Raw genomic sequence first — 11,949 nt, 5'->3', positions numbered from 1 at the left:
TATGGGTGCGAACTTTCCAAGTTGGATTCCTAAACCGAGCGTAGCGAGAAAAAAAAGCTGATGAGCGAAGCGAATTCCGAGTTGCTTTTGCTTTTTCTAAAAGTCACGAAAACGTGAACCAAAAATTGCCCCGACGAATCGAGCGAAAGCGAGATTCAATAGAGTTTGAGCGGAGCGAAAACCAAGGGCAATTTTTCATAAAATATGCTTTTAATTATTTTTAAGCTTTTAAATGTTTTTAAGATGGCTGAATCCTTTTATTTACAAGGCTTTCAAGCTTTATATAGCAACGTTTCCTCGGTTATATAGCAACGTTTCCTCGGTTATATAGCAACGTTTCCTCGGTTATATAGCAACGTTTCCTCGGTATTTGACAACAAATATTTATTATGTTGTTATAACAACATAATAAATATTTGTTGCTACATAGAATGACATGACAGACTTGGTCGTAAAATCTAATAGACTTGTACAAGCTTTACAGACACTTACTTTAAGCGAAACCCGTTTACTTCAGCTTGCAATTGTAGATGCTCGTGAGACTGGGCAAGGATTATCAACAGATGAACCTTTAGAATTAGATGCTCTTAGATATGCTAAAGCATTTAACGTTTCTCCAGATGCAGCTTATTTAGCGTTAATTGAAGCAGAAGATTCTCTTTTTAAGAGACAATTCACGATTACCAATGAAGATGGAACTTTAACAAAAAGTCGCTGGATTCAAGATGCTAATTATCGGAAAGGTGAAGGAAGAATTTTAGTTACCCTAACTCGTGTGGTAATTGAACATGTCACTAAAATAGATGGGTTTGAACAGTACTTTACTAGTTATCATTTGAAAAAAACTGCTGACTTCAAAAGCGTTTATGCAGTACGTCTTTATGAACTCTTAATGCAATGGAAGTCTGTAGGAAAAACGCCTGTTTATGAATTAAATAAATTTCGTAGTCAACTTGGTATAGGTGTTAACGAATACACTCGAATGGAAGCATTTAAGAGACGTGTTTTAGATATTGCAGTAGACCAAATCAACGAATTTTCAGATATCAATGTTAAATACGAACAGCATAAAAAAGGTCGTTCAATCTCAGGATTTTCTTTTAGCTTTAAGCCAAAGAAAGCAACTATTCGATCTATAGAAACTAATAGAGATCTTAATACAACTGATCTGTTTTCGAGGATGACAGATAAGCAACGCTATTTATTTGCTACTAAACTTTCTGAACTACCAGAAATGGGGAAGTATTCTCAGGGTACAGAAAGCTATCCACAATTTGCTATACGTATTGCTGAAATGCTTCAGGATAGTGAAAAATTCAAAGAATTATTCCCTTATCTTCAAAAAGTTGGCTTTGCATCTGCCTAAAATTTAAACTTGATCATTTGCCTATTAGACAGTCTAATAGGCAGTAACTTTTTACAAGTTTAGGCATAGATTTACAGGATGAAAACCCTTACAGTTCTTGAACTTTCCAAGCTTTACAATATCAATAGACAAACGATTTATAACAATATAAAGAAAGGAATTTTAAGCAAAAATTCTGAAAATAAGATTGATCTAGCAGAGGCTATCCGTGTTTTTGGGGAGCCAGTTAAAAAACAGGATGTAAAAGAATCTGTAAAAATAGACAGTCCAAATTCGGCAGAAGTTTTACTGCTTAGACAGCAGATAGACATGCTGAAAAATCAGCTTTTGGATGCCAAAGACCGGGAATCCTTTTATCAAAACCAGATTGAAACGATGCAGCGCTTATTGGAAGCCCCAAAAACCAATATGACTACGTTTACCGATCAAGAACAGGCGCAAGCGAATGCAGCTCAAGTACAGCCAGAACCGAGCACCGATAATACGAAACATGACGGATTGACTACTACCGAACCTAAACGGATTCCAATCCCTGAATATGTGGAACCTGAAAAAAGAGGCTTTTGGAGCCGTTTTTTTAGACCCTATGATTAACCATGATTGTTTAATTGATATGAACAAAGTTGTGAAACATTGCTCAAAGAATAGGCGTGGAACATGAAAAATCACAAAAAAGCCGTTCTAGTGCGCTGAACCCTAGAACGGCTTTGACTAAACTATTGAGGCTAAAGGACAAATTTCAAGCATTTCGTATAAGGTGTATTATGTTAATTTTAAGAACACTTCAGAACTGATCTACTTACTGATAATAAATACTCTGCCTAATCGTTTTAGTATTTTTTCGATAGTGGGCTCTAAGACTTCTGGAGTTAAATTTAGTTTAATTTCTACAGGATAAGAGGTTAATAACTCTTTGATAGGAGGCCTTTGTTCATAAGGCAGACACTCAATTAGAATCATTAAAACTTTAGGCTCGAAGCATCTTTTTGATGTCGCTTTGAGAGTTAGGCTAGGCATGGACCACCTAAGTTATAATATTTTATATAAGTGCCACTGTATCAGATATTTAAATAAAGAAAGAATGGTTCTTTCTATCAAAAAAAGAATCGGATGATAAATATATGATCGTATTTTATTCCCCATTTAACATAATGGCGGTTATACGCAATACAATTGTATATTAATATAAATATCAATCACTTAAAATTTTAGTTATGACTAAGAAATCAGCAAAAAGTCGCTTTTGTAATAAGTTGGTGAGTTTTTAAGCGAATCTGTAACATTTTGCCAAGAAAATTGATTAATAAATGATCAATTTGACAATCAGTGCCCATTTCATACGGATCCAGGTTCCAAAACTATCCCCAATTGCTGGGGATAAAATTTAGGCTATTTTGTACGCTTTGGCTCACATGAAACTCGGCCCTTTGCGGCTATCCGGAATACTAGAATTTTCCTATGATAGAGGCATAGAGAGCAGGATGCTCCAGAGAAGAATAACAAGAGATAAGCACAAGGACTTTAAGGTACGACAGGAGTTATACCGAGCGAACCAATACGAAAAACCCTGGCAGGATGCCGGGGTTTTTTATTATTTAAAATTTTTAAATCAGAGTTGGATGAGCATTCAGAATACGGAATAAAGTCGCTACAGGACCAGTCGGAAATGACGGCCTTTCTCCCAACTTTGTTGGGTTCTCGCGCTGATATGCAAACGTGCAGCAAATTCTGCCTGGGTTACCCAAGTTGTCACTTAAATTTGAGTGATTTTGGGAAACTTTACTTTTAAATTCTTTATGGAACAAAGCAGATTAATTCTAATCAGTTTTTAGTGTTATCAAATCATAGACTTTCTATGTTCAAACTTATGGATAAGTCATCAAGATGATTGATCTCATTTGCTTAAGCAAAATTCGAGTTATTTAAAATTATACGGTTCTTAGTAATTTATTACACATCTTAGTTCAGAAATTCTCAATAGCTATTATGGGTGAAATTTAAGCCATTTGTATTCTTTAACTCACATAAGTCTCAGTACTTTGCAGCTATTCTGAATACTAGAAAATTCGTATAATTCTTAAGCCAAAACAGGAAGTTCTATATAGTTATTAAAAAAGCACTATGAATGCACTGTAAGATACAAATTGCACTAAGCCCGCAAAAGTAAAAAAACCTGGAAAGATGCCAGGTTTTTTTACTTTTACCTTTTAATCAAACTTAGAGATGTATACCTAATGAAAAAATATAAAATAGCTCAAAAAAACATCAAAAACTCTTGAAAACCCCATAAAATGTGATATGTTTCACGCTATATTTTTTAGTAGTAAAATTTTTTTATGAAACTATTAAAAAATAACAGCAAGTTTTTAAAAAAACCATCTGTTTCATTATTAATAGGCCCTTATATGAAAAATCTTATCACTACCGCATTATTAGCTTCTTCTGGATTATTTATAGCAGGACAGACGAATGCTTCTACTAAAGCTGCGGATACAACCTTCCAAGTTAAAATTGAAGTTGTATCAACATGTGCGATCAGTGCTACAGATATCGATTTCGGTCAAGTAAATAGTGGTATCACAGCAACAGATAAAACAGGTAATCTAAATGTAACCTGTACCAGTCAGACACCCTACAGCGTTGGTTTATCTAGTAGTGGAAAAATGACTCATACGACTGACCCTACGTCTAGCATTGCTTATAAATTATTTAAAGCATCCAGTGATACAGCAGAGTGGGACAACGACAATAACCAATATTCTTCAACTGGTTCAGGTATTGTACAGACTATCCCTGTAGTTGCTAAATTATCTGGCTCTACAAATGTACGCGCTGGTAACTATGCAGATACCGTCACAGCTACAGTAACTTATTAATTTTTATTATCGTAAAGAGTCCACATGAAAAAGCCAGCCAAATTCTCTCATGTATTTCACATTTGTGGTGCAGGAATCTTGGCAGCTAGTATTTTTATAACACAGGCGCATGCTGCCAGTTTGCAAGTTGCGCCTATTTTATTAGAATTTTCACCACAAGAAAAAGTCAAAGAACTTTGGTTGACCAATACAGGTAATGAGAGTATTCGTGCACAAGTACGGGTGAACGCTTGGACGCAAAGCAATCAACAAGATATTTTAACAAACTCCAAAGATCTAATTGCTAGTCCTATGGTCATTAGCATTCCTGCCGGACAACGGCAATTGGTTCGATTGATCCGCAATACTCAAATAGCAAGTACGACTGAACAAGCTTATCGCCTCATCGTGGATGAATTACCTAACTCCCAGACTAATGTACAAAGTGGTCTACAATTGTTACTCAAATATTCCATTCCTGTTTTTTTAAAAGTATCGGACAGTAATGATACAGATCAAGGCATAACATCCCTGCAAGGTATGAGCTTTAAATATAATAAGCAAACACTAACAATCAACAATCAGTCTGGTCATTATAAGCGCTTTAGTCAGTTTGCCTACATGGATGCGCAAGGCAAAAAAATACCAATTCAAATGGGATTGATGGGTTATGTACTTAGTGGGAAAAGCATGCAATGGAAAATTCCAAATAATATAAATGTTACGCGTGGTGGAAAGTTTATAGCTGTAGTTAATATGGATCTTCGTGAACAAACTCTACCATTATCTCCCTAATACAAAATAAGCTTTAGGGATAGGGAGTTTCTGATCATTGAATGTTCGAGCAAGCAATTTTATACTTGCAGGAATGACGCTGGTCACAGCACCGACAACATTTGCAGAACAATACTCATCCAATATAGCCAGTGCGATTCAACAGGAATTGTATTTGGATGTAGAAGTAAATCAGTCTACACAGATTCAAATTGGTCATTTTTTACAACAAGATCAGCAACTCTATATTGATTTAGCTTCCTTAAAAAATTTCGCCATTACTACCGAGATAGAACCAATCATAATTGATCAGGTATCCTATATCGCACTTGATCAGATTGAAGGGCTAAGCTATAAATATGACGACCTCAATCAAAAAATCTCAATCCAAGTACCTATTACACTGTTAAGCAGTCAACATCAATATGGCTATCAGCATCTGCCTGCTGCAAAAGTTAATCCATTGCATGAAAAAACAGGTGTCTTACTCAATTACACTGCTTTTGCTCAGCAGTATGAGAATATATTTTCTTTAAATGGTTGGAATGAATTTCGTGTTTTTGGGCTATTTGGTGGGGTATTCAGCCTTTCTGGTAACTACCAATATCAAGATAATGCCTTTATAAATCATCATATACTGGATACATATTGGGAAAAAGATATCCCAGAAAAATTGCTTAGACTACGTTTAGGTGATGCACAAAGTAATGCACTATCATGGACACGCTCTACTCGATTGAGTGGTCTTAGCTTATCGAAAAATTTCGCTTTACAACCCTATACCGTGACGACTCCCTTAATGAGTTTTAAAGGCCAGGTAGCATTACCGTCACAAGTGGATCTAATAATTAATGGTATTAAGCAGTTTTCAGAAAATATAGTACCTGGGCAATTTGATATTCAATCAGTACCGAGTATTACAGGTGCAGGCAATGCACAAATGGTCATTACAGATATTAATGGCCAACAGCAAGTACTGAGTATTCCCTTATATGGTACAAATAACCTACTCGCACAAGGCTTAAATGACTGGTCTTTTAATGTAGGTTATCCAAAGTTAAATTATGGCTTATCTTCATTTGATTATGCACAAGATCCTGCATTTAGTGGGAGCTATCGTTATGGAATATCAAATAAACTTACTCTGGAAACACATACTGAATTGACCGATCAATTGCAACAGGTAGGACTAGGCACACTCTATCAATTAGGCAAACGTGCAGGACAGCTTAATCTCTCTTATGCTTATAGTCGTACACCTGAGCAACATGGACAATTATTAGGCCTAGGTTATAGCTGGAACTCTACATTAATAAGTTTAAATTATAATGGGCTACGACAGTTTGGTGAGTTTAATGATATTGCCAGCTTGAATGATGCGGCATTTGCCAGTAAGTCAGACCAATTTTATATAGGTTTTAATACTAAAATTGGTCAGTTGGGAAGTAGCTATATCCAGCAAAAATACACAGAGCAAGAGAGTAAGTTTGTATTGCTGAACTGGTCTTATATCTTGCCGCGACGTATGAACATGAATTTAGGTTATAGTCATGATTTAATTAATAAAAAAGATAGTTACTATCTATCACTTAATATCCCTTGGGCGCAACGCAACTCAGCCACAGCATCAATACAGCGTAGTCATGATAACCAACAGTTTGGTGTGAATATAATGCATGCGCTAAATCAAGATCAGGGAGGGATGGGATGGCAAGCCATGGCCAATCGTACAGATCAATACTCACAATTTCAGGGGCAGATCGACTATCTCGGTCGCTATGGGTTAGCACAGTTAAATGTGCAACATACAGCATCAGACCAACAAAATAATACCAGCGCTTTTGCCTCAGTCAACGGAGGTTTAGTTATTCTAAAAGATGTGATACTCCCCACACGTTTGAGTAACGGTTCATTTGCTATTGTCTCAACAGATAATATTGCTAGCGTACCGGTGCGTATGGAGAATCGTTTGATTGGTAAAACTAATCAGAAAGGATATTTGCTATTGGATCGTCTAAATCCATATCAGCATAATAGTGTAGCAGTTGATACCCTAAACCTACCCATAAATTTAAAAATAGAAACAACACAGCAAGATGTTGTACCTCGTCAGGCAAGTGGTGTATTCGTTCGTTTTCCAATGTATCAAGTGAAATCCGTTCAATTACAGGCAGTCGATGATCAGGGAGAGAATCTAGCAGTGGGTAAATCTGTTTGGGATATTCAACCATCAATACAGCAGCCTCCTAAAACCATTGTAGCTCATGATGGTATTGTATATTTAGATGATGTGAAAAATAATAAATTATATATTGGCGATGAGCTTAAGCAATGCCAAGTGAATCTTCCTGAAGTTTCCACTCTTGAAGGTTTTAGCGATTTAGGAAGGGTGGTATGTCAATAACTCATCAATTTAACCGAATCAAAGCTTATGGCCTCATCAAGCGTTTAGCTTGTATGAGCTTATTGTTTTTAGCTTATAGCATATGCTCTTCATCTGCTTATGCAGAGAGTTGCTGGGTAAGTGGAGGTAATTTAAGCCTAGGCACAGCGAACATTCAAGGCTCGATGACAGCTTCTACGGATATTACCGTAACATGTAATTCAAACTGGAGTCAGCCCGTGACATATAAGATATGTATGGTAGTTGATAGTATAGATCCAGCGGCTAAAGATCCTCGCACAATGATTAACTATGACAACTATCCTGCTTCCTTATTAAATTATAACTTATATTATGATGTCGCACGAACACGCAAGATACCAAACTCAGACGCTAAAAATACAGCTCAGTGCCAGTCTGTTCAAGTAGGTGCTAATACAGGAAGTCCGAGTACATTGGTCAAAATGTATGGTCAAGTTCTTGCAGGACAAAATGTACCTGCCGGCTCCTATAAAACCAATAGTACTTCCATAAAGCTATACTATGCTTATCGCTATGGCTTAGAAGTACCTTCAGATTTAGAAGCTCTAGCTAGTCAAAATAGCTCAACTAACAATATAGTCGTCAATTCTAACTATGAAAATAGCTGTTTGATTTTATCTGCATCAGATATAGATTTTGGTTCAGTGGAGCTATTGAATAATACTCTATATCGTTCAGGGACTATTCAATTAGCATGTCCAATGGGTACCAATATGAAGGTAAGTTTAAATAATGGTCTAAATCCATTGGGCTCACAAAGACGTATGAAAAATTCTTTAGGAAGTTATATTCAATACGGTTTATATCAGGATCCAAGTCACTCGAACATTTGGCAGGCGAATACTTCATATTCTGTAACCCACCAGACTATCCCTATTTATGCGATGGTCCCATCGCAAAGCATTAGCAGTATAGGGAAATATTCCGATACCATTACTGTGACTTTAACTTATTAGAAAACTCTATATTTAATAGGTAATCGTAGCAGTAACTGTATCTATATATTGACCGGCAGGAACGTTAGTATCAGGCACTTTCCCCCAAATGGTAATATTTTGAGTTTGTCCTGTACCGTGTTGTGAAAAACGATTTTCAGAGCTGTTTCCCCATTCTTTGCTCATAGATGCATCTTGATAAAGTCGATATGAAAGCTTCAAGGAAGCATCCTGAGTATTCTTTAGTGTACCATCACTATTTAGTGAAATATTGTAAGGCGTACCATTAGTACATGAAACATTTAGACTACCCGTTGCCTGGATATTTTGGGTATTACGAGAAATCGTACCAAAATCTATATTAGAAGTAGAACCTGTGCCGATATCACAAATTTCATTGACTTTTATTTTGACCTGAAACTGTGTGGACTGCCGGTCACTCATGGTATAAGCAGAGACTGAAACTACAGCTAGAATTACAAATGAATATTTAAAAATTTTCATTGAATGTGCCTATATCCAATATAGATAATTATATTAATCTGAATTGTAGAGAGTAAAAAGCTAACTATTTAAAGTAATAGTCTGGATTACGCACTAAATTTCATGATTCTAATCATATTATTCGATTTTACTCAACTATGCTGCCATCTAGTAAACAATTCAAAAATAAAAGGGCAAACAGGCTAGATTTAACATAAAAACTCTTATGCGAAATCAGGTTGATCTAAAGTTCTTTATTGCCTTGATCACATGATCCCCTAATTGCTGAGTATTTTTAGGATTTCCGGCTGAATTATTTAAAGAGACATTTAAAGGGAGGGCTATCTGCCTCAAAATTTCTTTAGCTGATGGTTGTTTTTCACCATCCTTATAAACTTCAATTTTTGCATTTTCATATTGTTTTATCTCATATCCATCATAAAAAATATTATTTAAAATCAATAGCTCATGATTATTTTCAACTTTCAGTTCTGTTTCAGTAGGAATATTTAACCCTATATTTATTTTTGAATTAGCTAAAAGTATTTTGTTATAAATACCTAAAATATATTTCCCTTTGTATTCTCGTGACTTAGCCTGAAACTGCTCCATATTTAAGTCATAGACTACTTCAATACAGAGGTCCTCTGGGTTAATTCTTAAAACAATAATTCTGTCCACTAACTCAATCGTTTTAAGATTAAAATCGACATGACTTGCTGTAGTAACAGTCTTAACAGAAATTCTTTGTCCAGTACTGGAAACTACATCATAACCTCTCTGATTAACTGAATCAGCTAATTGTCCTAAGGTCATCATAGCTACATAAAGTTCCCCAATTCTTCCTGTTAAATGCCTTAATTCTGCAATAGGCATTCCCCAAGAGAGTTCTTTTTCAAACCATTCAATAGATTCACCTAAAGACTTAATAATATCGAATTGGCTCAATGCCATGATTGATTTCCTATCACTTATAAATTAAAGAGCTTACGATCACGTTCATCAGTCAAATACTTGTCCATCTGTGCAATCAATTTTGCCCGGGCCTGTTCATCTTCTTCAGTGATTTTTAGCATACAAGATCCGATTAGAATTTTGCGTCTAGTATCATCTTTACGAGCCTGTTCTTTCTCTTTAGCACGTTCTCTTGCCAGTGCTGCTTGTCTTTGAGCTTTAAGCTGTTTCAGCTTTTCTTCCTGGGCTTTAATTTTGCTGTCTAGTGTTTCAGTAACGCTCATTAATCCAATACCATCATCCTGGGAAACCATCCCTAACATAAGCGCACTTGAATATGCATTCAAGGTGCTATATGTATAGTAATGTTTTCCTCGAAGAGCGCACTTATGCAAACTTCGTTTGCAAGTACGATTGGGGTCTCCCCAATACCCCGACAACCGTATTCACGGTTGTATTTCACGACGTGAAAATTTAAAAGCGAAAAACAGGCATGGCGATTTACCACTTTTCAGTCAAAACCGTAGCACGATCAGCAGGACGTTCCGCCACTGCTGCGATTGCCTATCGGGCAGGTGAAAAGATCTATTGTGAACGTGAAGGCCGAGAACATGACTACAGCCGAAAAACCGGTGTGGAATACAAAGAAATTTATTTACCCGAAGGCGCACCAGAGCATTTAAAGAATCGAGAAAAACTCTGGAACGAAGTTGAACAACGGGAAACCCGAAAAAACTCGACAGTCGCCAGGGAATTTGAAATTGCCTTTCCAAGTGAACTGAACCAGGAACAACGTCTGGCCATGCTCGAAGAATTATGTGCCAGTATCGTGGAAAGACATCAGGTAGCAGTCGATGCCTGTATTCATGCACCGCATACCGGATCCGGCAGTGATGAGCGCAATTATCACGCCCATATCCTAATGAGCACACGTAAACTTACGCCAGAAGGTTTTACAGAGAAAACCCGGAAACTCGATCAGAAACACAGTGGAGAAATCGAGCACTGGCGCGAACACTTTGCCGATATCTGCAATATGCACCTGGATCTAGCCGGATACACCGCCCGAGTCGACCACCGCAGCTACAAAGACCAGGAGAATGGCCTGGAAGCCACCCTGCACGAAGGACCGAAAGTCACCGAACTGCGCCGAAAAGGGATTGAGACCGAAATCAGCCGTAGTAATGATGAAATCAAACAGAGAAATCAGGCGCAGCTGCAATACGGCAAAAATATGGATCTGCTGATTGCTGAAAATGAGATAAAACTCAGCACACTGAAAACTGAACAGCAGACCCAAATCAAAAATAGCGCTAAAACGTCACCAATTGACGAAAAAGCCCTATTTGAGGAAAAACAGAGGGAAACCCTTGGTAAAGTGCTAAATCGCGAAATCAGCGCAAAAGACGCGAATCTAGACCTGGATTTTATGCAGCGCAATCTCAAACAAGCCGAAATAAACCTGACCAAGCACCACAAACATCAAAACGAGTTCAATCAGCACCTTGCCCAGGAGATCGTGAAAAGCGGACTCAAGCAAAGTCATGACAAATTGCAAAGCCTGGTCGATCAACACAACGAATTAACCCAGAACAAACCCTTACTGTTTGGAAAAAAAGCCTGGGAAGCCCAACGTGATGCGATTTACCAAGAACACAAAAAACTGAAAGGTCAGCATGAACACCAGAAAAAACATGGTGTGAAGGATTTATTGGAAAATGAAAAATTCAAAGAACATGCCTGGAAGCAGTACCAACAACAACATCCGGCCAAAGCCAAGCAATACCAGACTCTATACCCATCCTATCAAGTCATTAAAAAATGTGTGGATGAGATCAAAGCAGAACAACAGATGAAACTCAGACAAGAATAACAGCTCAAAGCACAGCAACAAGCTCCTAAAATGAAATCTCGTGGCATGAGTCGCTAAACAGAGCGAGTGTCTACGAGCGAACTGAGAAAATTTGCCCATGCCTTTCCCTGATTACAAGCTCCCTATCCATCAATCACCTGCATGGCAGAGCATCCCGTATGGGTGCGAACTTTCCAAGTTGGATTCCTAAACCGAGCGTAGCGAGAAAAAAAAGCTGATGAGCGAAGCGAATTCCGAGTTGCTTTTGCTTTTTCTAAAAGTCACGAAAACGTGAACCAAAAATT

Annotated in this window: 10 protein-coding genes and 1 pseudogene; 7 read left to right on the top strand and 4 right to left on the bottom strand. The window is 37.2% G+C overall.

All coding sequences use genetic code 11. From position 1 onward, the window contains the following. Nucleotides 1–436: 436 nt before the first annotated feature. Both repM and FTV13_RS14920 read left to right on the top strand, forming a co-directional pair. Nucleotides 437–1,366 carry a replication initiation protein RepM gene (gene repM, locus FTV13_RS14925; RefSeq protein ID WP_180012488.1) on the top strand — a complete coding sequence of 310 codons (930 nt, stop codon included), beginning with the start codon at nt 437–439 and terminating at the stop codon, nt 1,364–1,366. A gap of 78 nt (nt 1,367–1,444) precedes the next feature. After that, a complete protein-coding gene (locus tag FTV13_RS14920) occupies nt 1,445–1,960 on the top strand; it encodes a plasmid replication DNA-binding protein (RefSeq protein ID WP_180012486.1) in 516 nt (171 codons plus the stop codon). A 1,010-nt stretch (nt 1,961–2,970) separates the two neighbouring features. Here the strand turns inward: FTV13_RS14920 and FTV13_RS15810 are convergent. Further along, a pseudogene (locus FTV13_RS15810) lies at nt 2,971–3,113 on the bottom strand (helix-turn-helix domain-containing protein); the annotation flags it as partial. A gap of 589 nt (nt 3,114–3,702) precedes the next feature. Between FTV13_RS15810 and FTV13_RS14915 the strand changes: the two are divergent. From FTV13_RS14915 to FTV13_RS14900, 4 genes are read left to right on the top strand one after another with little or no spacing between them, the layout of a single operon-like run. After that, on the top strand, nt 3,703–4,242 hold the full coding sequence (locus FTV13_RS14915) for a spore coat U domain-containing protein (RefSeq protein WP_180012484.1): 540 nt from the start codon (nt 3,703–3,705) through the stop codon (nt 4,240–4,242). A gap of 24 nt (nt 4,243–4,266) precedes the next feature. Beyond that, the gene (locus FTV13_RS14910) at nt 4,267–5,016 is read left to right on the top strand and encodes a molecular chaperone (protein WP_180012483.1); all 750 of its coding nucleotides are present in this window, start codon (nt 4,267–4,269) and stop codon (nt 5,014–5,016) included. Nucleotides 5,017–5,053: 37 nt separating this feature from the next. After that, the gene (locus tag FTV13_RS14905) at nt 5,054–7,399 is read left to right on the top strand and encodes a fimbria/pilus outer membrane usher protein (protein ID WP_180012481.1); all 2,346 of its coding nucleotides are present in this window, start codon (nt 5,054–5,056) and stop codon (nt 7,397–7,399) included. Next, the gene (locus FTV13_RS14900) at nt 7,390–8,376 is read left to right on the top strand and encodes a spore coat U domain-containing protein (RefSeq protein ID WP_180012479.1); all 987 of its coding nucleotides are present in this window, start codon (nt 7,390–7,392) and stop codon (nt 8,374–8,376) included. Before FTV13_RS14905 ends, FTV13_RS14900 begins: the two co-directional genes overlap by 10 nt. A 12-nt stretch (nt 8,377–8,388) precedes the next feature. Here the strand turns inward: FTV13_RS14900 and FTV13_RS14895 are convergent, their stop codons facing one another. The 3 genes from FTV13_RS14895 to FTV13_RS14885 form a co-directional block, all read right to left on the bottom strand. Continuing rightward, complete coding sequence (locus FTV13_RS14895) at nt 8,389–8,859, bottom strand: spore coat U domain-containing protein (protein ID WP_166134623.1); 471 nt, start codon at nt 8,857–8,859, stop codon at nt 8,389–8,391. 213 nt (nt 8,860–9,072) lie between these two features. Then, nucleotides 9,073–9,792: a hypothetical protein gene (locus FTV13_RS14890; protein ID WP_001218546.1), complete on the bottom strand. Its 720-nt coding sequence runs from the start codon at nt 9,790–9,792 to the stop codon at nt 9,073–9,075. Nucleotides 9,793–9,809: 17 nt separating this feature from the next. After that, nucleotides 9,810–10,076, bottom strand: a complete 267-nt coding sequence (locus FTV13_RS14885) for a hypothetical protein (RefSeq protein ID WP_006581723.1) — start codon at nt 10,074–10,076, stop codon at nt 9,810–9,812. 209 nt (nt 10,077–10,285) lie between these two features. Between FTV13_RS14885 and mobQ the strand changes: the two genes are divergently transcribed. Beyond that, nucleotides 10,286–11,665 carry a MobQ family relaxase gene (mobQ, locus tag FTV13_RS14880; protein ID WP_180012477.1) on the top strand — a complete coding sequence of 460 codons (1,380 nt, stop codon included), beginning with the start codon at nt 10,286–10,288 and terminating at the stop codon, nt 11,663–11,665. Nucleotides 11,666–11,949: the final 284 nt, after the last annotated feature.

Source organism: Acinetobacter sp. YH12235 (assembly GCF_013417705.1).
In the GTDB taxonomy this organism is placed as follows: Bacteria; Pseudomonadota; Gammaproteobacteria; order Pseudomonadales; family Moraxellaceae; genus Acinetobacter.
The sequence above is the reverse complement of the archived record's forward strand: the minus strand, read 5'-3'. Positions and strand labels throughout refer to the sequence as shown.

Excerpts from the sequence above, each read along its gene's own strand:
- FTV13_RS14910 (WP_180012483.1), top strand. The coding sequence starts at position 4,267 with ATGAAAAAGCCAGCCAAATTCTCTCATGTATTTCACATTTGTGGTGCA.
- FTV13_RS14900 (WP_180012479.1), top strand. The coding sequence starts at position 7,390 with ATGTCAATAACTCATCAATTTAACCGAATCAAAGCTTATGGCCTCATC.
- FTV13_RS14890 (WP_001218546.1), bottom strand. The coding sequence starts at position 9,792 with ATGGCATTGAGCCAATTCGATATTATTAAGTCTTTAGGTGAATCTATT.
- repM (WP_180012488.1), top strand. The coding sequence starts at position 437 with ATGACAGACTTGGTCGTAAAATCTAATAGACTTGTACAAGCTTTACAG.
- mobQ (WP_180012477.1), top strand. The coding sequence starts at position 10,286 with ATGGCGATTTACCACTTTTCAGTCAAAACCGTAGCACGATCAGCAGGA.
- FTV13_RS14920 (WP_180012486.1), top strand. The coding sequence starts at position 1,445 with ATGAAAACCCTTACAGTTCTTGAACTTTCCAAGCTTTACAATATCAAT.
- FTV13_RS14885 (WP_006581723.1), bottom strand. The coding sequence starts at position 10,076 with ATGAGCGTTACTGAAACACTAGACAGCAAAATTAAAGCCCAGGAAGAA.
- FTV13_RS14895 (WP_166134623.1), bottom strand. The coding sequence starts at position 8,859 with ATGAAAATTTTTAAATATTCATTTGTAATTCTAGCTGTAGTTTCAGTC.
- FTV13_RS14915 (WP_180012484.1), top strand. The coding sequence starts at position 3,703 with ATGAAACTATTAAAAAATAACAGCAAGTTTTTAAAAAAACCATCTGTT.